Genomic DNA, 20,054 nt, shown 5'->3' on the forward strand with positions numbered 1-20,054 from the left:
GACCCACAGTACCTGATACGCTCAGTCCCGTGAACACATCATCTGCTGTGCCTCCCGGACGGGGGCACACCCCGTCAGCTGCCACCGCCGATGGTCGCAGCACCCGGTGGGACGAGCACCGGCAGCAGCGCCGGACCCAGCTGATCCGCGCGACCCGAGCTGCGGTGCACGAATTGGGTCCTGATGCCTCCATGGAGGAGATCGCCGTGCATGCCGGCACCTCCAAGTCGGTCTTCTACCGGTACTTCGGAGACAAGAACGGACTCCAGAGAGCTGTCGGAGAGCGGTCGATCCAGTACCTGGAACGCGAGCTGCTCTCGGCCGTCGACGCCTCGGCCCACGCCCTGGAGGGGCTGTACAACATGGTCGAGGCTTATCTGCGCCTGGCGGAGTCCTCGCCGAACGTCTACGTCTTTGCCACGCGACTGCCCTCGGAGGAGCCCAGCCGCACCGCTCCCCATGCCGGTTCGTCCGGGCCACCGCCCATCCAGGGGTTCTTCACCCGGATCGGATCGGTGATGGACCGTCACTATCGAGACCACCTGCGTCAGATCGGCCGTGAACCGGGACCGGACTCAAGCGCCTGGTACTGGCCGATGGGTGCCATCGGGATGGTGCGCGCCACGGGCGAGGCCTGGCTGGCCACCCCCACCGGGGCCCCCAGACCGAGCGCACAGCGCATGGCCCGAACCCTGACCACCTGGCTGACCGATGGCCTGGCCGGGCTGGGCCCGCTCCAGCCCCCTACCGATTCCCCTTCCACCTCCACCTCCACGACCCGACAGGAGTCATCATGACCACGACCTCTGAGACCACCGACCTGACCGGCGGCGGGACTGTTCCCCCGCTGGCCGACGCCGACCTGGTGGACGCCCCCATGACCTCCTCGGCGCCCGAGCCGATCGAGCCGGGCGGGCTGGACCTGGACACCGTGCAGGAGCTGCTGCTGGGCCGGTGGTCCGCCGAGCGGCGCACCGCACGGGAGAACGTGAAGAACCCGGATCTGCACAAGATCGAGGGACTGTCCATGGCCGAGCACCGCGAACGCGTGCTGGGTCAGCTGCAGATCCTGGTGGACACCGGCGCGGTCAACAAGGCCTTCCCGGAGAAGTTCGGCGGCGAGAGCAACTTCGGCGGCAACATCGCCATGTTCACGGAGCTGGTCACCGCTGACCCCTCACTGCAGATCAAGTCGGGAGTGCAGTGGGGACTGTTCGGCTCCGCCGTGCTGAACCTGGGCACCGAGCGGCACCATGACGCCTGGCTGCCGGACATCCTGAGCCTGAAGCTGCCGGGGGTGTACGCGATGACCGAGATCGGCCACGGCTCGGACGTCGCCTCGCTCGGCACCACCGCCACCTACATCCCCGAGGACGACGAGTTCGAGATCCACACGCCGTTCAAGGCCGCCTGGAAGGACTACCTGGGCAACGCCGCGCTCCACGGCAAGGCCGCCGTGGTGTTCGCCCAGCTGATTACCCAGGGCGTCAACCACGGCGTGCACTGCTTCTTCGTGCCGATCCGCTCCGAGGACGGCGAGTTTCTCCCCGGGATCGGCGGCGAGGACGACGGACTCAAGGGCGGTCTGAACGGCATCGACAACGGTCGACTGCACTTCACCCGGGTGCGGATCCCGCGCACGAACCTGCTCAACCGCTATGGCGATGTGGACGAGAACGGGGTCTACACGTCCCCGATCGCCTCCCCCGGCCGCCGGTTCTTCACGATGCTGGGCACCCTGGTGCAGGGGCGCGTCTCCTTGTCCCTGGCCTCGGCCGCAGCCTCCGCCCTGGCTCTGAAGGGTGCCATCACCTACGGCAACCAGCGCCGCCAGTTCAACGCCACCTCGGACACCCACGAGGAGGTGCTGATGGACTATCAGCTGCATCATCGGCGACTGATCGACCGACTGGCCCGCACCTATGCGGACAGCTTCGCCTCCAATGAGCTGCTGGAGAAGTTCGACGCCGTGTTCTCCGGCACCGAGGACACCGATGACGACCGTCAGGAGCTGGAGACCCTGGCGGCAGCCATCAAGCCGCTGGTGACCTGGAACGGACTGGACACCCTGCAGGAGTGCCGTGAGGCCTGCGGCGGCGCCGGGTTCATGGCCAAGAACCGCTTCGCCTCCCTGCGCGCCGACCTGGACATCTACACCACCTTCGAAGGTGACAACAACATCCTGCTGCAGCTGGTGGGCAAGCGTCTGCTGACCGACTACTCCAACGAGTTCAAGGACTTCTCGGTGGGCACCATGTCCCGCTACGTGGCCGGCCACGCCACGGAGGCCATGGTCCACCGCTCGGGACTGCGGCGGGTGGTCCAGGCGGTGCAGGACGCCGGCTCGGAGCGCAAGAGCGCGAACTGGTTCAAGGAGGAGGAGGTGCAGCGCAGCCTGCTCGAGGACCGGGTCCGGACCAAGACCGCCAAGGTCGCCCAGGCCCTGATGCCCGCCGCCAAGAAGAGCCAGGCCGAACAGGCGGCCGTGTTCAACCGCAACCAGACCGAGCTGATCGACGCCGCCCGCAATCACGGTGAGCTGCTGCAGTGGGAGTCGTTCACGCGGGCTCTGGAGAAGATCACCGACGAGCACACCCGTCAGGTGATGACCTGGCTGCGCGATCTGTTCGCACTGCGCCTGATCGAGGACGACCTGGGCTGGTTCGTGGAGAACGGCCGCGTCTCCACCCAGCGCGCACGGACTCTGCGGCAGTACATCAACCGCCTGGCCTACCGCCTCCGTCCGCATGCCCAGGACCTGGTGGACGCCTTCGGCTACGAGCCTGAGCACATCCGCATGGACATCGCCACCCAGGACGAGGCCCAGCGCCAGAACGAGGCCGCCGAGTACTACCGTCGACTGCGTGCCTCCCAGGACGCTCCCGTGGATGAGAAGGTCCTGCACGCCCGGAAGAAGAAGGCCGACCGGGCCGCCCAGAAGTAGCCCCGGGTCCTCTGGACAGGGACCGCAGGTCCCGTTCACGACGTCGGCCCCTCACCTTCTCGCTGATGGTGAGGGGCCGACGTCGTGGTGGCGTGGGTGGGAGGTCAGGACTCCAGCACGGAGCGGTAGACCTCCAGGGTGCGATCGGCGATCGAGTCCCAGGAGAAGTGGTCGATGGCCCGCTGGCGTCCGGCTCGGCCCATCTGCGCGGCGCGCTCCGGATCGGACAGGACCGAGGTCAGGGCGGCGGCGAAGTCCTGGACGAAGCGGGTCTCATCCACCGGGGTGCCGGTGCCGTCGGAGACCTGGTCGAGCTGGACCAGCAGCCCGGTCTGGCCGTTCTGGACCACCTCGGGGATGCCGCCGGTGGCGGAGGCGACCACAGCGGTGCCGCAGGCCATGGCCTCCAGGTTCACGATGCCCAGGGGCTCGTAGATGGAGGGGCAGGCGAAGACCGTGGCGTGGGAGAGCACGGCCATCACGTCCCGGCGTGGCAGCATGCCTTCGATGACGATCACGCCGTCTCGGTTGGCCTGCAGCCCGGCGATCAGATCGGAGACCTCGGCGGCCAGCTCCGGGGTGTCCGGGGCACCGACACAGAGCACCAGCTGCACGTCCGGATCCAGCTCGGCGGCGGCGCGCAGCAGGTAGGGCACCCCCTTCTGGCGGGTGATGCGGCCGATGAAGGCCACCGTGGGCTGGTCCGGGTCGATGCCGTGGCCGCGCAGAATCTGCGCGTCCGACTCCTCGGTGGCCGGGGTCCAGAGCGCCGTGTCGATGCCGTTGTGGACCACTTGGACCTTGCCGGGGTCCACGTCCGGATAGGCGGTGAGGATGTCCTGACGCATCCCCGCCGACACGGCGATCACCGCGGCGGCGGAGTCATAGGCCGTGGCCTCGGCCCAGGACGAGATCCGGTACCCGCCCCCCAGCTGTTCGGCCTTCCACGGGCGCAGCGGCTCCAGGGAGTGTGCCGAGAGGATGTGTGGGACGCCGTGCAGCAGCGATCCCCAGTGGCCGGCCATGTTGGCGTACCAGGTATGGGAGTGGATCAGATCGGTGCCGGCCAGCTCCTGCAGGATGCCCAGATCCGTGCCCAGGGTCTGCACGGCGGCGTTGGCGTCCTCCAGTCCGCCGGGCACCTCGTGTCCGGTGACGCGGGCGCCCTCATAGTCGGGCTCTCGGTCAGCCCCGAACGCGTGGACGCGCAGCTCCACTCGGGAGGCGAGCACCCGGGAGAGCTCGGCCACGTGGACCCCCGCTCCGCCGTAGATGGTCGGGGGGAATTCCTTGGTCACAATGTCGATCCGCACGACTCCAACGTAGTGCAGTGCCGCGCCGGGCCGATAGTGTGAAGGGAAGATCACACCGACGATGAAGCGGGGTCCATCAGATGGCGCAGAAGAAGGTGCTGGCCGTGGTGCTGGCCGGTGGCGAGGGAAAGCGGCTGATGCCGCTGACGGCAGATCGGGCCAAACCGGCTGTTCCGTTCGCCGGGTCCTACCGGCTGATCGACTTCGCCCTGTCCAACCTGGTGAACTCCCGGTACCTGAAGGTCGTGGTCCTCACCCAGTACAAGTCGCACTCCCTGGACCGCCACATCTCTGAGACCTGGCGGATGTCCACCCTGCTCCAGAACTACGTGGCCTCCGTGCCGGCGCAGCAGCGGCGCGGCAAGGAGTGGTTCCTGGGCAGCGCGAACGCGATCTACCAGTCGATGAACCTGATCCACGACGCCCGTCCGGACATCGTGGTGGTCATCGGCGCCGACCACGTCTACCGGATGGACTTCCACCAGATGGTGGACCACCACGTGGCCTCCGGCGCCGCCGCCACCGTGGCGGCCGTGCGTCAGCCGCTGGAGCTGGCCCCCTCGTTCGGCGTGATCGAGACCCGCGAGGATGACCCGTCCCGGATCGCCCGTTTCGTGGAGAAGCCGCCGACGACCCAGGGCCTGCCGGACGACCCAGGACAGTTCCTGGCCTCCATGGGCAACTACGTCTTCACCGCCGACGCGTTGATCGAGGCCTTGAACAAGGACGCCCAGATGGAGGACACCGACCATGACATGGGTGGCGACATCGTCCCCTACTTCACCGAACTCGGTCAGTGCGGGGTCTATGACTTCACCACCAATGAGGTGCCCGGTGAGTCCGGGGCCACGCACTACTGGCGTGACGTGGGCACCCTGGACTCCTACTATGACGCCCATATGGATCTGGTGAAGCCCTGGCCGGACTTCAACCTGTACAACTCGGACTGGCCGATCTTCACCCGCCAGTCGATCTCTCCCCCGGCCAAGCTCGTGCGCTCGGCCACCAAGCGACCGGGCACCGCCGTGGACTCCATGCTCTCCCAGGGTGTGGTGGTCTCTGGCGGCACCGTGGCCCAGTCCGTGGTCTCCACGGACGTGAGGGTGCTCAACGAGGCGTGGGTGGAGCAGTCCGTGCTGCTGGACGGCGTGGTGGTCGGTGAAGGCGCCCATGTGCGCAACGCGATCATCGACAAGAACGTGGTGATCCCGGAAGGCGTGCGGATCGGCCTGGACCGGGCCGAAGACGAGGCCCGCGGCTACACGGTGACAGAGTCCGGGCTCACCGTGGTCTCCAAGGGCCAGTTCGTGCCGCCCCTGGGGTGACCTGCGTCCTGATCACCCGGGGCGGCTGGCCTCAGGCGTACCGGGTGATCAGGACCTCGACGTTCAGAGCCGATCCCCCGCCGCCGGAGACGATCCCCTTCAGCGGGGTCACGTCCCGGTAGTCGCGGCCGCGCCCCACCAGCACGTGCAGGTCTCCGGCCGGCTTGTGGTTGGTGGGATCCCAGCTGTGCCAGGAGCCGTCCCACCACTCGAGCCAGGCGTGGGACTGGCCGGCCACCTTCTCCCGCAGCGGGGCATCCGGACGCGGGTGGATGTACCCGGAGACGTACCGGGCCGGGATCCCCAGCGTGCGCAGGGCCCCGATGCCGATGTGCGCCAGGTCCTGGCACACCCCCTGACCACTGGTCAGTGCCTCAGCGGCACCGAACTGGACGGAGGTGACACCCGGCTGGTAGGTCATGGTCGAGGCCAGCCAGTCGATGATGGCCTTGGCCGAGGAGTTCGGGTCCCCGGTCCGCAGCCGCCGGACCTGCTCGGCACCCTCCTCGGTCAGGGTGGACAGCCGGGTCTGAGGCAGGAAGTCGGAGAACTCATGGATGGTCTCCATCGACTCCAACTGCTCCCAGGTGACCACCTCCCCGGCGTCCTCGCCGAAGGGGTCCTCCGGTGAGCGGTGGACCTCCACCGTGGCGGTGGCCAGCACCTCCATGGCGTCATGCGGGACGTGGATGTCGAAGGTGCTCACGCGCGATCCCCAGTAGTCCCGGTACGCCATGGCGGTGGCCTGCTGGGGAGTGATGGTGATGGAGGACTCCAGGGTGACCTGGGAGGCATCGGTCAGCGGGGTCATCCGTGCCTCGTTGTAGGAGGTGGAGACGCGGTTGTTGTAGTCGTACCGCGTGCGGTGGGAAATGTAGAGACGACTCATGACACCTCTCCGACCCAGGACAGTTCCTGTCCCCGGGAAAAGTACTTGTGGGTGATGGCCTCGGAGGCCCGCGCACAGGTCTCCTGCACCTGGTGCAGGTACACCGGGAGGTTCTCCTCCAGCGTGTCCGGCGTGGAGTACTCCAGGGAGGAGCGCATGTCCCCCACCAGCCGGCGGGCATCGTCCATGAACCCCACCCGCTGATAGGACGGGTCCAGGGCCATCAGGGCGTCCTCGGCGTCCTGCAGGGCCCGCAGGACCGAGCGCGGGAAGAGCCGGTCCAACAGGAGGAACTCCGCGGCGTGGTCCTCGGCCACGGAGGAGCGCTGGGTGCGCAGGAAGGACTCGTAGGCTCCGGCGCAGCGCAGCATGTTCACCCAGGACAGGCCCAGGGTCTCGGACTCCCGGGTGAGCATCATCCGCGCGGTGTTGTCCGCCCGTTCCAGGGATCGGCCCAGCTCCAGGAACAGCCAGGCTTCGTCATGGCTCATGGTGGAGTCGGTCAGACCACGGATCATGGCGGTGCGTTCGAGCACCCAGTGGCAGAACCGGTAGGTGCCCACCATGTCCTTGCGGTGCTGGCCCAGCCCGTACCAGGTGGTGTTCAGCGCCTCCCAGAGGCTGGAGGAGACCGTCTCTCGGGCGCGGCGGGCGTTCTCGCGCGCCGCTCCCAGTGCACCGGAGATCGAATGGGCGGCCACTCGGTTGTAGGCGAGAGTGTCCAGCAGCGAGTTCAGGGAGTTCTCCTCCTGCGGGGGCACGCCCATCACCGCGAGCAGGTCCCCGGTGACCTGTTCCTGCTCGGCCAGGCTGGCTCCGTTGAGTCGTTCCAGGTGGACGTCCAGGATGCGGGCGGTGCCGTCGGCACGCTCGACATACCGGCCGATCCAGAACAGGGATTCGGCGATGCGGCTCAGCATGAGCGCTCCCCCTCTGCGGTGGTGTCGGTGCAGGGCTGGACAGGGGCACCGGCCTGACGGAACTGCTGCTGCTGTTCGCCCTGGGACTGGTGCTGGCCGCGGCGGCCCTGCTGCTGCTGTTGGCGACCACCGCGTGGGGGGCGCCGGTAGGAGGAGGCGGTGGCCGTCGTCGGGCCCTGCCGGTCCGCCGAGGACGGGACCTCCGGGAGCTGCAGCGCGTCCTCATCGGTCTCGGCGCTCTGACCCACCTCATCCACGGGGCTCTGCTGGGACTCCAGCTCCCAGTCGTTGCCGACCACATGGATCTGCGGCTCGGGGGTGGGCTCGGGCTGCGGGCCGACGGCCGCCTGCGGGTCGGCGATCACCCAGGTGTCCTTGGAGCCGCCGCCCTGGGAGGAGTTCACGATCAGCGACCCCTCCTTCAGAGCCACGCGGGTCAGTCCGCCGGGAAGCACCCAGACGTCTTCGCCGTCGTTGACCGCGAACGGACGCAGGTCCACGTGGCGGGGACTGAACTGTCCACCCGCCAGGGTGGGGACCGTGGAGAGCTGCAGCACCGGCTGGGCGATCCAGCCGCGCGGATCGGCCAACACCTTGCGGCGCAGCTCCTCCAGCTCTGCTGGCGAGGCGTCCGGGCCGATCACCAGTCCCTTGCCGCCAGAGCCGTCCACGGGCTTGACCACGAGCTCGTCGAGCCGGTCCATCACCTCCTCGCGGGCCTCGCGCTCCTCCAGGCGGTAGGTGTCCACATTGGCCACGATCGGCTCTTCGCCCAGGTAGTAACGCACCAGGTCAGGCATGTAGGTGTAGACGAGCTTGTCATCGGCCACACCGTTGCCCACGGCGTTGGCGATGGTGACGTTGCCGGCTCGGGCGGCGTTGATGATGCCGGGGCAGCCCAGCACGGAGTCGGACCGGAAGTGCATGGGGTCCAGGAACTCGTCGTCGATTCGCTTGTAGATCACGTCCACGCGCTGCTCGCCGTCCGTGGTGCGCATGTAGACCTTGTTCCCTCGCGTCACCAGGTCTCGGCCCTCCACCAGCTCCACGCCCATCAGCCCGGCCAGCAGGGCGTGCTCGAAGTAGGCGGAGTTGAACACGCCTGGCGTCAGGACCACCACCACCGGGTTCTCCACATTGGACGGAGCCGACTTGCGCAGGGCGGCCAGCAGCCGGCGCGGGTACTCCTCCACGGGGCGCACGTTCACCGAGCCGATCGCCTCCGGCAGACCCTTGGACATGGCCCGGCGGTTCTCCAGCACATAGGACACGCCCGAAGGGACACGGACGTTGTCCTCCAGCACCCGGAAGGTGCCCTCAGCGTCCCGGACCACGTCGATCCCGGAGATGTGCACGCGCACACCGCCGGCGGGACGGAACCCGTGCACTGCCCGGTGGAAGTGCTCCGAGGTGGTGATCAGGGAGCGCGGGACCACGCCGTCCTTCACCACGCTCATCTGGTCATAGACATCGTCCAGGAACGCCTCCAGCGTCCGCACCCGCTGGGTGACGCCGCGCTCGAGCACGTCCCAGTCATCCGCCGGGATCACCCGCGGCACGATGTCCAGTGGCCAGGCGCGTTCCTCACCGGCATAGTCGAAGGTCACCCCACGGTCCAGGAAGGTCCGGGCCATGGACTCGGCCCGAGCGGTCACATCCGTCAAGGAGAGGGTGCGCAGGGCCTGCTCCACGGGCCGGTAGTCCTCCCGCAGGGTCAACCCGGGCGAGAACATCTCATCCCACGCGGTGCTGCGGTCCAGCGCTGCGGCATAGCCGTCGAAGAGGTCTGACATGCACTCCAGTTTTCCACGGACCGCCCCGAAACCCCGCATGATGTCCAGAACCGGCCCAGCCAGGCGCCGTTGGCCGACCTCCGGCGGTGTGACCCAGGACATGAAACGGTGATTGAATACCGGCATGCCCGACTCTCTGCTGAACCTGGACCAGGCCAACCTCTGCCGCCAGGAGGCCGCCGACCGTTCGGCGCTGATCTCCACCCACACCTATGACGTGCAGGTGGACGTCAGCGGCGCCCAGGACCTGGACCGCCCGGACTTCCCCACCGTCACCACCATCACCTTCTCCTGCGCGGAACCGGGGTCCACCACCTTCCTGGACTATCTGCACCACAGCGTGGAGTCCGTGGAGCTCAACGGGGTTCGGCTGGACCCCGCACAGCACGTCGGAGCGGCACGGATCCTGCTGCCGGACCTGCAGGCCGAGAACACGGTGACCGTGGTGGGCAGCTCCCGCTACTCCTCCTCCGGTGAGGGTATGCACCGCTTCCAGGACCCCGCGGACGGCCAGGTGTACCTCTACACCCAGTACGAGCCCGCCGACGCGCGCCGAGTCTTCCCCAACTTCGAGCAGCCGGATCTGAAGGCACGATTCACCTTCCACCTCACCGGCCCCGCCGACTGGGTGCTGGCCTCCAACCAGCCGGAGTCCGGGCGGCGGCCGAGTCGTCCGGCAGACGGGCCCGACGGCGGCTCCGTCACCGTGGACTTCTCCCCCACCCCCGCGCTGTCCACCTACATCACCACCCTGCTGGCCGGTCCCTACCACCGGGTGGAGGACACCTGGGGCGGCCACCCGGAGTCCGGCGCGCCCGAGGTGAGGCTGGGACTCTACTGCCGCCAGACCATGGTCCCTGCTCTGGACGCGCACACCCTGTTCGGGGTGACCAAGGCCGGTCTGGACTTCTTCCACGGACTGTTCGGCGTCCCCTACCTGTGGGGCAAGTACGATCAGGCGTTCGTGCCCGAGTACAACCTCGGTGCCATGGAGAACCCCGGACTGGTCACCTTCACCGAGCAGTACCTCTTCGAGTCCCAGGCCACCCAGGCCCAGTTCGAGGGCCGGGCGACCACGATCATGCACGAGATGGCCCACATGTGGTTCGGGGACCTGGTGACCATGACCTGGTGGGACGATCTCTGGCTCAAGGAGTCCTTCGCCGACTACATGGGCACCCTGGCCGTCGCCGAGGCCACCGAGCACACCGGTTCCTGGACCACCTTCGCCTCGCGCCGGAAGGCCTGGGCCTATGTGCAGGACCAGTACCCCACCACCCATCCGATCGTCGCCGACATCACCGACCTGGAGGCGGCCCGTCAGAACTTCGACGGGATCACCTACGCCAAGGGCGCCTCGGTGCTCAAGCAGCTGGCGGCCTACGTGGGCCGGGACGCCTTCATCTCCGCCTCCCGCGAGTACTTCGCCCGGCATGCGTGGGGCAACGCCGAGCTCGCCGACTTCCTGGCCGTGCTCGGCGAGGCCTCCGGTCAGGACATGCAGGCCTGGGCCGAGACCTGGCTGCAGACCTCCGGCGTGCCCGAGCTGTGGCTGGAGGACTCTCAGGAGGGCGACGGCCCTCTGGTGCTGCGCCAGGAAGGATTCGATCCGGCGGCCGGTCAGGCCGTGCTGCGCCCCCACGTGCTGAAGGTGGGCCGCTATGAGCCGGATGCCCACGGCACACTGGTGCGCGTGGCCGAGGCCGAGGTCCACGTGCCGGCAGGCGCCTCCGGTGACCGGACCGTCGTCGGGAATCTGGGACGTGGATCAGCGGACGGCACCCGCCTGCTGCTGGTCAATGACGAGGACCTGACCTACGCGAAGATCCGCCTGGACGAGGAGTCCCTGTGCGCTGTGCTGGAGCACCCGGTGCAGGACAGCCTGGCGCGGGCCACCGTATGGGCGGCGCTGTGGAGCATGACCCGCGACGGGCTGATGCCGGCGCGGGTGTTCGTGGACGCGGTGGCACGGCTGTCCGCCTCCATTCCGGATGTGGGCGTGTACTCCCAGGTCGTGGAGCAGGCGGTGACCGCCGTGGAGCGCTTCACCCCGGCCGATGAGCGCGAGCAGGTGCGCGGCGTCCTGGCCGAGGCGCTCATCAGCGCACTGCGCGAGATCGGGCCGGGCAGCGACCGGCAGCGCTCGGCCTTGCGTGCCTACGCCCGGCTGGCCCGTGCTGCCGGGGAGCCGACGGCGGATCAGTTCATGCAGGTGCTGGAGCCGTTGGCCCGCCGTGCCCAGACGGGGGTGCCGGAGGGACTGAGCGTGGATGCTGAGGCACGGTGGTTGGCGCTGATCGCGCTCGCCGCCCTGGGCCGGGTGGACCGCTCGGCACTGGATGCCGCCCGCCAGGACGAGGTCACCGCTCGCACCTCGGTGTGGCACGGGACCGCCGTGGCCGCCCTGCCGGAGCCGGCCCTGCGTGCCGGCGTGTGGGAGGCGGTGATGACCGGGCAGGCCGACGGTGAGGTCCTCTCCAACGACCAGCTGACCGCGCTGGCCGACGGTTTCACCGCCTCGCGGCCGGACCTGACCGCTGCGTTCTCCGACCGGTTCTGGCCAGAGCTGGAGGGGATCTGGTCCAGTCGATCCAACGGACTGGCCAGCCGCACCATCCACGGGCTGTTCCCCGCCGCCCAGGATGCGGTGCCGGGCGGACCTGCGGCACAGGAGTCGCACCCGGTGGTGCAGTCGGCGCAGTCCTGGCTGGATGACCACCCGGCGGCCCCGCGCGCACTGCGCCGGATCATCGTGGAGGAGCTGGACGACCTGCGACGCGCCCTGCGCGCCCAGGCGAGCTGAGGCTGGGAGGGGACCGGCCGTCGTCGGGACGGACTGACGGCGGCCGGTCGCCCGGTGCGAGGACCAGCCGAGAAATCAGGGCACGCGGTGGGTCCACTCCGGGGTGCTGAACTTGGTGCGGGCCAGTTCCTCGGCGCGGGCGATGTCCTCCGCGGAGAGTTCGGCGAGCTGAGCGCCGGTGCGCTCGGTGAAGGTCTGGATCATCACGTCCCAGATCTCCGCGCGGCTCAGGCCGGTCTGCCTGCGCAGCGGGTCCACGCGCTTCTTGGCCGAACGGATGCCCTTGTCCCGGATCTTCTCCTTGCCGATCCGCAGCACGTCCGTCATCTTGTCCGCGTCGATGTCATAGCTCAGCGTGGCGTGGTGCACCATGCCGCCGTTGGCCAGACGTTTCTGCGCGGCGCCGCCGATCTTGCCCTGGGGTGTGGCGATGTCGTTGAGCGGCTGATAGAAGGCCTCCACGCCGGTGCGCGCCAGCGACTCCATGGCCCAGGCGTCCAGGAACGGGTAGGAGTCGGCGAAGCTCATCCCGTCCACCAGGGACTGAGGAAGGTAGAGCGAGTAGGTCAGGCAGTTGTCCGCCTCCATGAACATGGCCCCGCCGCCGGTGATCCTCCGGACCAGGGTCACCCCGTGGCGTTCCATCCCCTCGGGGTCCACCTCGTTCACCACGGACTGGAAGGAGCCGATGAACACCGCAGGATCCGTCCACTGCCACAGGCGCATGGCCGGTGCGCGGCGACCGGCACCCACGTCCTCAGCCAGGATCTGGTCCAGAGCGGCATTGACGGCCACCGGCAGCGGTGTGGGCGGGATGACCTGCCAGGCGTGGTCCTCCCAGGTGGTGGCATGCCCCAGGGCGCGGCGCACGGCCGTGGCGACGGACTCAGGATCGAAGCCGAACATCACGGTCTCCGGCCCGACGGCGTCACGCACCGTCTGCGCGATGCTCGCGTGGGGTGCATCCGTGCGCAGACCCCGCAGCGAGGCGTTGATCTGCTCGAGGGCCTCGTCCGGCTCCAGGAAGAAGTCGCCGTTGATGCTGGCGGCCGTGACGGTCGCACCGGTCTCATCCGTGGTGAGGTCGGCGACCACGAGCTTGCCGCCGGAGACCTTGAACTCTCCGTGGTGGGTGTGCTGGGGCTGGGGCGCGGCGAGGTTCTCTGCTGAAGTCACCGGTCCATCCTAGGCTCGGAGGATGACCACACAGCCCTCCGCCCTGTCCCCGTCTTCCGGTCCTGTGGACCCGACCGCCGGGACGGTCCCGCCCGCTGTTGTGCTCCTGGGGTGGGTGGCGGCCCTGGCGGTCCTCCTGTGGGTCGGCGCCGGGCGGTTCCTGACGGGCACGGCCGGAGATCTGGCCCTGGTCTACGCCCTGACCCTGGCTCCGGTGCTGTTGGTGCTCTCCGTGGTGGCGTTGGCCGTGCCCGGCAGCCGGCCTGCTCGCCGCCCGTCGGTCCGGGCAATGGTGGCCCTGGGACTGGCCTGGATCTGCGGCCTGGGTCTGGGTCTGACGCTGCCGGACACCGGTGAGGGCGCGTCCTCGGTCCTGGAGGCCTGGGCGGGGCCGGAGTCGAGCGGAGTCGCGGCGGCACTGAGCAATCCCTTCGCCATCCTGATGGTGCTCCTCGCCGTCATCGGCTGTGTGCTGGCGGTGCGGGACTCCCGCCCCGGTGGCCCGTCTCGAGTGACGGACGAGGACGACCGGCAGGGCACGGGCCGATTCCCTCTGCTGGACGTCTGAGGCGGGTCCAGAGACAGCACTGGACCCGACTGCCGGAGCAGACGGGTCCAGGTGAAGCTGTGTGTCGGCGTGAGCCGCTCCTGCGCGAGGGCGCGAGGATCAGGCGTCGGCCTTCTTGCCGCCGAAGCCCTTGAAGCGGGCGTTGAAGCGCTCCACGCGGCCGGCGGTGTCCATGATGCGCTGCTTGCCCGTGTAGAACGGGTGCGAAGCGGCGGAGATCTCGACGTCGATCACCGGGTAGGTGTTGCCGTCCTCCCACTCCATGGTCTTCTCGGAGGTGGCGGTGGTGCGGGTGAGGATCTTCTCGCCGGAGGCCAGATCGTTGAAGATCACCAGCTGGTACTCGGGATGGATGTCAGTCTTCATGGGTATTCCTTCGCAGGTGCCACTGGATTTTGCCAGCGGCGGGAAGAGGTCAGGGTCGAGTGGCCGCAGAACGGCCAGCTGTCCACTATACACCCCGGGCGCGCAGCTCCCAGAACGCCACGGCGGCCGCGGCGGCGACGTTGAGCGAGGACACCCCGGCGGACATGGGGATCATCACGTGGTCGTCGCAGGCGTCCAGGGTGGCCTGCCGGACACCCGGTCCCTCGCTGCCCAGCACGAGTGCCAGCCGCTCCACCTCACGCAGGTGCGGTGCATCCAGGAGAACCGCACGGTCGGTCAGCTCCAGGGCCGCCACCCGGAACCCCAGGTCCTGGAGGCGGCGCACCCCCGGGACGGTGCCGTCGTCGGGATGCTCGCCGGAGGCGAAGCGCGACCAGGGAACCTGGAAGACGGTGCCCATGGAGACACGGATGCACCGGCGGTACAGCGGGTCAGCCGAGGCCGCACTGAGCAGTACGGCGTCCATCCCCAAGGCTGCGGCGGATCGGAAGATCGCGCCCAGATTGGTGTGGTCCACCAGGTCCTCGACCACCACCACCCGTCGGGCGCCGTGAAGCACCTCCTCCACCGAGCGCGGGGCAGGACGGTCCATGGCGGCCAGGGCTCCGCGGTGCAGGTGGAAGCCGGTGATCTGCTCCAGCATCTGGTCCGAGCCGGTGTAGACCGGCACGTCCGGGTGCACGGCGAACACGTCCTGCATGGACTCCAGGTAGCGGTGGGAGAGGAAGAACGAGCGCGGGGTGTGCCCGGCGTCCAGGGCACGGCGGACGACTTGGGAGGACTCGGCCAGGTAGATCCCGTGCTCAGTGTCCTGGCGGCGGCGCAGGGCGGCGTCGGAGAGGGAGCAGTACATCTGGGTGCGCGGGTCCTGTGCGTCGGTCAGTTCAATGGGCTGTGCTGGGGAGGTCACGCCGGCCCCGCTCAGCCGTTGGCCAGGCGCAGCAGCATGCTGACCAGGCCGGCCAGGCCCACCACCACGATCACTGCGCGCAGCCAGTTGGGATTGATCCGCCGGCCGATGCGTGCGCCCAGGCTGCCGCCGACCATGGAGGAGACGGCGATCAGCAACACGGCGCGCCAGTCGATCCGGTCGAAGGCGAAGAGCAGATAGGACACCGCCGCGATCAGGTTCACCGCCAGGGAGAGCCAGGTCTTGACCGCGTTGGCGTGGACCAGGGTGCCGGCCATGAACACACCCAGGATGCCCATCAGCAGCACACCCTGGGCCGCCACGAAGTAGCCGCCGTAGATGCCGGCGGCGAAGACGAGGATCCACAGGGCGGGGCTGATGGGACGGGAGGGGACCTGGGGCTCGGCTGCGCCGGCCGGCTGGCCGGGCACCTCCGCTGTGGGATCGGCCTTGTGTCTCCGGACCCAGGCCTGCAGCCGTGGCTGGAAGATCACGAAGCTCAGCGCCACCACGATCAGGATCGGCGCCGCCACCCCGAAGACCTCGGGAGGGAGCAGCATCAGCAGGAACGCGCCGATGACGCCGCCGGAGAGCGAGGCCAGGGTCAGCGGCACCAGCACCGCCCGGGACTCGCCGAGCTCGCGCCGGTAGCCGACCGTGCCGGAGACCCCGGCGGCCACCAGACCGATCGCATTGGAGATCTGCGCGGTGACCGGAGGGAAGCCCATGGCCACCAGGACAGGAAAGGTCACCAAGGTGCCGGACCCGACCACCGAGTTGATGGTGCCGGCCCAGAGTCCGGCGAGCAGGATCAGCAGGACCTGCCAGAGGTCCAGTCCGAGCACGTCCAGGGTGAGGAGGTCTCCCACGCCGGTCAGGCGGCGACGGCCGTGTACCGGCCCTCGGTGACGGAGACCTTCAGCGGGACCCCGAACGTCTCGGACAGGTTCTGCTCGGTCAGGGTCGTCTCGAGTTCGCCGGCGGCCACCACCGAGCCGCCGCGCATCAGCAGGGCGTGGGTGAACCCGGGTGGCACCTCCTCCAGATGGTGGGTGACCAGCACCAGTGCGGGGGCGTCCTCGTCCTGGGCCAGCTCGGTCAGGGAGGACACCAGGGATTCCCGGCCGGCCAGGTCCAGGCCGGCGGCGGGCTCGTCCAGCAGCAGCAGCTCCGGGTCGGTCATCAGGGCGCGGGCGATCAGCACCCGCTTGCGCTCGCCCTCGGACAGGGTCCCGAACCGGCGGTCCTCCAGTCCTTCCAGTCCCCACTGGGCGGCCAGGTCACGGGCCCGGTCCTCGTCGAAGGACTCATAGCCCTCGTTCCACCGGCCGGTCACCCCCCAAGAGGCGGTGACGATCGCATTCAGCACGGTCTCGTTCTCCGGCAGCTGGGTGGCCAGTGCGGCGGAGGACAGGCCGATCCGCGGACGCAACTCGAAGACGTCCACCGCCCCGATCACCTCGTCCAGGATCCCCACCATGCCGGCGCTGGGGTGCAGCCGTGCGGCGGCCACCTGCAGCAGGGTCGACTTCCCGGCACCGTTGGGGCCCATGATGATCCAGCGCTCCCCCTCGCGCACCTGCCAGCTGATCTCCCGGACCAGCTCCTTGCCGCCGCGGGACACGGTCACGGCGGCCAGCTCCAGCACGGAGTCGCCGGAGGGGATGAACAGGTCCGGGTCCAGGGGTCGGTCGGGGACGTGCGAGGTCTCGGAGACAGGAGGGGTCATGGACAGAACACTAGGCTAGGACCGCCCCCCGAAGCACGAAAGGCCCCGGCATGCCGCGCACTCCTTCCCCCGACTCCTCCCGTCCTGCAGGCCTGACGGTCCTCTACCGCGCCGCGGGCTCCGGTGAGGCCAGCACTCCCGACGACGTCACGCACCTTCCGCAGGACGCTGAGCGCGTTTCCGGCGTCGGCTTCCAGGGCTGGCGCTGGACTGCGGCCGACGAAACTGACATCGCCTCGCCGGCCGGCGATACGCCGGGTTCTGTCCTCACGCCAGACCTGGTCGAGGCCGGCTACCACCTGGCGGAGGTGCCCGCGCCGGCCGCCGGTGCCGAACGGCGGATCCTGGTGATGGACGTGGACTCCACACTGATCCAACAGGAGGTCATCGAGCTGCTGGCCGCCCACGCCGGACGGGAAGCAGAGGTCGCCGCGGTCACCGAGGCGGCCATGCGCGGGGAACTGGACTTCGCCCAGTCACTGCATCACCGCGTGGAGGCCCTGGCCGGACTGGAGGCGAGCGTGATCGAGAAGGTGGTGGCCGCCGTCGTGCCTCAGCCGGGGGCCCGGGAGCTGGTCGGTGCCTTCCGCGCGGCCGGGTGGGCCGTGTGCGCCGTGTCCGGCGGGTTCACCCAGGTGCTGGAGCCGTTGGCCGCAGACCTGGGGCTGGATCGGCACCGGGCCAATGAGCTGGAGATCGAGGACGGGCGACTCACCGGCCGGGTCATCGGACCGGTGGTGGACCGCGCGGTGAAGGCCGAGTCACTGCGCGAATGGGCCGCGGAGTTCGGGGTGGACCAGACCGGGACGATCGCCGTGGGCGACGGCGCCAATGACATCGACATGCTGCAGGCTGCGGGGCTGGCCGTGGCGTTCTGCGCCAAGCCGGCCCTCCGCGAGCACGCCGACATCGAGCTGGACGTGCCCTCGCTGGACGTGATCCGGGTCCTGGCCGGACTCTGATCCGCTCAACGGTTCTGCACCCCCGAACCGGAAAGGCCCTGCCTCATGAGGCAGGGCCTTTCCGGTATGAAGGTGTGGAATCGTCGGACGTCAGCCCTGATGTTCGGCGTCGGGGTCTCCCCCGGCAGCGGTCAGGAAGTCCTCGGCCCCGCCCACGTACTCGGTGTAGCCCACCGGCAGGTCGTTGCGGCCCACCAGGGCGGCGATCTCGGCGGCGAACTCCTCCACGGAGTAGAGCTTCCCGGCGGCCTCACGGCGGGCCTCGATCGCACCCGGCTCGGCACGGTTGAGCATGGTGGCGGTGATGGTGCCTTCGATCATGTCTCCGGAGACCACCACGAACCCGATCCCGCGGTCGCGCAGCTCCGGGATCCGCTCCCGCAGCGCGACCTCACCGGCGCGCTTGGACTGCGCCACCGGGGTGTAGGCGTCCATGGTGGGGACCGAGTCGATGAAGTGCGCCTGGTGGCTGGTGACGAAGACGACCTGGGAACCGGCCTTCAGCTGCGGCAGTGCGGCCTCGAGCATGGCCACCTGGGAGTCGCGGTTGAGCACCATGGCGTAGTCCTCACCCATGGAGGTCTCCATGCCGCCGGAGGCGTTGAGCACCAGCAGGTCCAGGGACCCGAACTCCTGCAGCGCGGTGTCCACCATGGCCTGACGGCCCTCGGCCGTGGTGATGTCCGCCCCCACCGCAACAGCCCGGCCGCCAGCGTCCTGGATCCCGGCCACCACCTTGTTCGCACGGGGCGCCTTCTGGCGATAGTTGACCACCACGCCGGCACCGCGTGCGGCCAGCAGCTTCGCCGTCTCGGCACCGATGCCACGGCTGGAGCCGGTGATGATCGCTCCTCGTCCGGCCAGGTCCTGGGCGGTGCTCGGGGTGCTGCTGGGGGTCTGCTGTGAGTCGCCCTGCGGGCTGCTGTTCTGCGCGTCGCTCATGGGAATCAGTGTCCCATGCCCAGGCCGCCGTCCACGGGGATGACGGCCCCGCTGATGTAGGCCGCCTCGTCCGAGGCCAGCCACCGCACCACTCCGGCCACTTCGGAGGCAGCCGCGAAGCGTCCGGCGGGAATGGACTTCTGGTAGCTCTTCTTCAGGTCCTCGTCCAGCGCCTGGGTCATCTCGGTGTCGATGTACCCGGGGGCCACCACATTGGCGGTGATGTTGCGCGAACCCAGCTCACGGGTCAGGGACCGGGCCATGCCCACCAGCCCGGACTTCGAGGAGGCGTAGTTGATCTGTCCCGGGGAGCCGTAGAGACCCACCACGGAGGAGATCAGGATGACCCGGCCCTTCTTCAGGCGGATCATGCCCTTGGAGGCGCGCTTGAGCACCCGGAAGGACCCGGTGAGGTTGGTGTCGATCACCGAGGTGAAGTCCTCTTCGGACATGCGCAGCAGCAGCTGGTCCTGGGTGATGCCCGCGTTGGCCACCAGCACCTCCACCGGACCGTGCGCGGCCTCCACCTCGGAGAACGCCCGGTCCACCGACTCGGCGTCGGTGACGTCAGCCTGCACGGCGAACAGTCCGTCCGGTGCCTCACCGGAGCGGGAGGTCACCGCCACCCGGTCCCCGTTCTCCCGGAACGCCTGGGCGATCGCCAGCCCGATCCCCCGGTTGCCGCCGGTCACCAGGACACTGCGTCCGGTGGGCGTCTCGGTCTGGGTGTTCTCCTGGGCCATGGGTCCTCCTGGTGCTCGGGTGCTGTGAACCAGCCGTGCTGGGGTACGGTGAGGGCGCTCACCGGGTGCTGGTCCACCACTCTAGTGAGGACAGTGAGACAATGGAGGACATCTGTTTCGCCCTTCGCCCGCACGGAGACCGTCATGTCCAGCCGCCCCGCCGCCCCCGGCTCCTCGCCCGGCGCGCGCAGGTCTGCTCGGCACCACCCCTCCCATGCCGCCGATGAGCCCCAGGTCCAGCGGATCACCAGTGCCCCCGAGCCCCATTCGGCTGACCTGGATCGGCGGATGGGCCGCTACCTGTGGCAGATGGGCATCCGCACCGGCTGCTTCGTGGGCGCGTTCTTCGCCTCCGGCTGGCTCCAGCTGGTGCTGATCATCGGCGCGATCGTCCTGCCCTACATCGCCGTGGTCCTGGCCAACAACGGCACCGTGAGCAACGGCGAGGTGCTGCATCAGATCCCGGTGGATCAGCCCGCGCTGGGCTGGGCGGGGAGCCAGGACTCCCCCACGGCAGAGCGGCCCGACGACGGCCCCGTCCAGGGAGTCGTCCTGGTCACCCGCGCACTGCCCAGCGGCACGGGCAGTCACGCCCAGGATGAGGCCTCCTCTCCGGCCTCCGGCGACGGGACGGTCTGAGCATGACGGAG

Annotated in this window: 18 protein-coding genes; 7 read left to right on the plus strand and 11 right to left on the minus strand. The window is 69.2% G+C overall.

Going from position 1 to position 20,054, the window contains the following annotated elements; all coding sequences use genetic code 11:
• The first annotated feature begins 29 nt into the window (after nucleotides 1-29).
• Both BM355_RS07755 and BM355_RS07760 read left to right on the plus strand, forming a co-directional pair.
• Nucleotides 30-797 carry a TetR/AcrR family transcriptional regulator gene (locus BM355_RS07755; protein WP_091696909.1) on the plus strand — a complete coding sequence of 256 codons (768 nt, stop codon included), beginning with the start codon at nucleotides 30-32 and terminating at the stop codon, nucleotides 795-797.
• Entirely contained in the window at nucleotides 794-2,944 is a 2,151-nt protein-coding gene (locus BM355_RS07760) for an acyl-CoA dehydrogenase family protein (RefSeq protein WP_091696911.1), read from the plus strand. The genes BM355_RS07755 and BM355_RS07760 overlap by 4 nt, the downstream gene beginning before the upstream one ends.
• A gap of 104 nt (nucleotides 2,945-3,048) precedes the next feature.
• Here BM355_RS07760 and glgA read toward each other — a convergent pair whose 3' ends face one another.
• Nucleotides 3,049-4,257: a glycogen synthase gene (gene glgA / locus BM355_RS07765; RefSeq protein ID WP_091696914.1), complete on the minus strand. Its 1,209-nt coding sequence runs from the start codon at nucleotides 4,255-4,257 to the stop codon at nucleotides 3,049-3,051.
• Nucleotides 4,258-4,337: 80 nt separating this feature from the next.
• On the opposite strand from glgA, the gene glgC reads away from it, so the two are divergent.
• Entirely contained in the window at nucleotides 4,338-5,582 is a 1,245-nt protein-coding gene (gene glgC, locus BM355_RS07770; RefSeq protein ID WP_091696916.1) for a glucose-1-phosphate adenylyltransferase, read from the plus strand.
• A gap of 31 nt (nucleotides 5,583-5,613) precedes the next feature.
• Here the strand turns inward: glgC and BM355_RS07775 are convergent, their stop codons facing one another.
• From BM355_RS07775 to BM355_RS07785, 3 genes are read right to left on the minus strand one after another with little or no spacing between them, the layout of a single operon-like run.
• Nucleotides 5,614-6,471, minus strand: a complete 858-nt coding sequence (locus BM355_RS07775) for a transglutaminase family protein (protein WP_091696919.1) — start codon at nucleotides 6,469-6,471, stop codon at nucleotides 5,614-5,616.
• Entirely contained in the window at nucleotides 6,468-7,391 is a 924-nt protein-coding gene (locus BM355_RS07780; RefSeq protein WP_091696922.1) for an alpha-E domain-containing protein, read from the minus strand. The genes BM355_RS07775 and BM355_RS07780 overlap by 4 nt, the downstream gene beginning before the upstream one ends.
• On the minus strand, nucleotides 7,385-9,184 hold the full coding sequence (locus BM355_RS07785; RefSeq protein WP_091696924.1) for a circularly permuted type 2 ATP-grasp protein: 1,800 nt from the start codon (nucleotides 9,182-9,184) through the stop codon (nucleotides 7,385-7,387). The genes BM355_RS07780 and BM355_RS07785 overlap by 7 nt, the downstream gene beginning before the upstream one ends.
• 124 nt (nucleotides 9,185-9,308) lie before the next feature.
• Between BM355_RS07785 and pepN the strand changes: the two genes are divergently transcribed.
• Nucleotides 9,309-11,987 (plus strand): aminopeptidase N, encoded by a 2,679-nt coding sequence (gene pepN, locus BM355_RS07790; RefSeq protein ID WP_091696926.1) that lies wholly within the window; start codon nucleotides 9,309-9,311, stop codon nucleotides 11,985-11,987.
• A gap of 75 nt (nucleotides 11,988-12,062) precedes the next feature.
• Here pepN and lplB read toward each other — a convergent pair whose 3' ends face one another.
• Nucleotides 12,063-13,163 carry a lipoate-protein ligase small subunit gene (gene lplB, locus BM355_RS07795; protein ID WP_091696928.1) on the minus strand — a complete coding sequence of 367 codons (1,101 nt, stop codon included), beginning with the start codon at nucleotides 13,161-13,163 and terminating at the stop codon, nucleotides 12,063-12,065.
• Between the two features lie 22 nt (nucleotides 13,164-13,185).
• Between lplB and BM355_RS07800 the strand changes: the two genes are divergently transcribed.
• The gene (locus tag BM355_RS07800; protein WP_143109450.1) at nucleotides 13,186-13,731 is read left to right on the plus strand and encodes a hypothetical protein; all 546 of its coding nucleotides are present in this window, start codon (nucleotides 13,186-13,188) and stop codon (nucleotides 13,729-13,731) included.
• Between the two features lie 99 nt (nucleotides 13,732-13,830).
• Here the strand turns inward: BM355_RS07800 and BM355_RS07805 are convergent, their stop codons facing one another.
• From BM355_RS07805 to BM355_RS07820, 4 genes are all read right to left on the minus strand, one after another.
• The gene (locus tag BM355_RS07805) at nucleotides 13,831-14,097 is read right to left on the minus strand and encodes a type B 50S ribosomal protein L31 (protein ID WP_091696934.1); all 267 of its coding nucleotides are present in this window, start codon (nucleotides 14,095-14,097) and stop codon (nucleotides 13,831-13,833) included.
• 85 nt (nucleotides 14,098-14,182) lie between these two features.
• Complete coding sequence (locus tag BM355_RS07810; protein ID WP_425435609.1) at nucleotides 14,183-15,028, minus strand: TrmH family RNA methyltransferase; 846 nt, start codon at nucleotides 15,026-15,028, stop codon at nucleotides 14,183-14,185.
• A gap of 11 nt (nucleotides 15,029-15,039) precedes the next feature.
• Nucleotides 15,040-15,897, minus strand: a complete 858-nt coding sequence (locus BM355_RS07815; protein ID WP_425435610.1) for a sulfite exporter TauE/SafE family protein — start codon at nucleotides 15,895-15,897, stop codon at nucleotides 15,040-15,042.
• Nucleotides 15,898-15,902: 5 nt separating this feature from the next.
• Nucleotides 15,903-16,757, minus strand: coding sequence for an ABC transporter ATP-binding protein (locus BM355_RS07820; protein WP_091696938.1), 855 nt, complete (start codon nucleotides 16,755-16,757; stop codon nucleotides 15,903-15,905).
• A 50-nt stretch (nucleotides 16,758-16,807) separates the two neighbouring features.
• Here BM355_RS07820 and serB point away from each other — a divergent pair, with 50 nt between their 5' ends.
• Nucleotides 16,808-17,719 (plus strand): phosphoserine phosphatase SerB, encoded by a 912-nt coding sequence (gene serB, locus BM355_RS07825; protein ID WP_091696940.1) that lies wholly within the window; start codon nucleotides 16,808-16,810, stop codon nucleotides 17,717-17,719.
• A 90-nt stretch (nucleotides 17,720-17,809) separates the two neighbouring features.
• Here the strand turns inward: serB and BM355_RS07830 are convergent, their stop codons facing one another.
• The gene (locus tag BM355_RS07830; protein ID WP_091696943.1) at nucleotides 17,810-18,661 is read right to left on the minus strand and encodes an SDR family oxidoreductase; all 852 of its coding nucleotides are present in this window, start codon (nucleotides 18,659-18,661) and stop codon (nucleotides 17,810-17,812) included.
• A gap of 5 nt (nucleotides 18,662-18,666) precedes the next feature.
• Nucleotides 18,667-19,404: a beta-ketoacyl-ACP reductase gene (locus tag BM355_RS07835; RefSeq protein WP_091696946.1), complete on the minus strand. Its 738-nt coding sequence runs from the start codon at nucleotides 19,402-19,404 to the stop codon at nucleotides 18,667-18,669.
• A 144-nt stretch (nucleotides 19,405-19,548) separates the two neighbouring features.
• On the opposite strand from BM355_RS07835, the gene BM355_RS07840 reads away from it, so the two are divergent.
• A complete protein-coding gene (locus BM355_RS07840; RefSeq protein ID WP_091696948.1) occupies nucleotides 19,549-20,043 on the plus strand; it encodes a DUF3099 domain-containing protein in 495 nt (164 codons plus the stop codon).
• The last annotated feature ends 11 nt before the right edge of the window (nucleotides 20,044-20,054 follow it).

Source organism: Micrococcus terreus, assembly GCF_900116905.1.
Lineage (GTDB): Bacteria > Actinomycetota > Actinomycetes > Actinomycetales > Micrococcaceae > Citricoccus > Citricoccus terreus.

Bases quoted from the DNA above. Each gene is read 5' to 3' on its own strand.
- BM355_RS07760 (WP_091696911.1), top strand. From the start codon at position 794: ATGACCACGACCTCTGAGACCACCGACCTGACCGGCGGCGGGACTGTT.
- glgC (WP_091696916.1), top strand. From the start codon at position 4,338: ATGGCGCAGAAGAAGGTGCTGGCCGTGGTGCTGGCCGGTGGCGAGGGA.
- BM355_RS07775 (WP_091696919.1), bottom strand. From the start codon at position 6,471: ATGAGTCGTCTCTACATTTCCCACCGCACGCGGTACGACTACAACAAC.
- BM355_RS07780 (WP_091696922.1), bottom strand. From the start codon at position 7,391: ATGCTGAGCCGCATCGCCGAATCCCTGTTCTGGATCGGCCGGTATGTC.
- BM355_RS07785 (WP_091696924.1), bottom strand. From the start codon at position 9,184: ATGTCAGACCTCTTCGACGGCTATGCCGCAGCGCTGGACCGCAGCACC.
- pepN (WP_091696926.1), top strand. From the start codon at position 9,309: ATGCCCGACTCTCTGCTGAACCTGGACCAGGCCAACCTCTGCCGCCAG.
- BM355_RS07800 (WP_143109450.1), top strand. From the start codon at position 13,186: ATGACCACACAGCCCTCCGCCCTGTCCCCGTCTTCCGGTCCTGTGGAC.
- BM355_RS07805 (WP_091696934.1), bottom strand. From the start codon at position 14,097: ATGAAGACTGACATCCATCCCGAGTACCAGCTGGTGATCTTCAACGAT.
- BM355_RS07820 (WP_091696938.1), bottom strand. From the start codon at position 16,757: ATGACCCCTCCTGTCTCCGAGACCTCGCACGTCCCCGACCGACCCCTG.
- serB (WP_091696940.1), top strand. From the start codon at position 16,808: ATGCCGCGCACTCCTTCCCCCGACTCCTCCCGTCCTGCAGGCCTGACG.
- BM355_RS07830 (WP_091696943.1), bottom strand. From the start codon at position 18,661: ATGAGCGACGCGCAGAACAGCAGCCCGCAGGGCGACTCACAGCAGACC.
- BM355_RS07835 (WP_091696946.1), bottom strand. From the start codon at position 19,404: ATGGCCCAGGAGAACACCCAGACCGAGACGCCCACCGGACGCAGTGTC.
- BM355_RS07840 (WP_091696948.1), top strand. From the start codon at position 19,549: ATGTCCAGCCGCCCCGCCGCCCCCGGCTCCTCGCCCGGCGCGCGCAGG.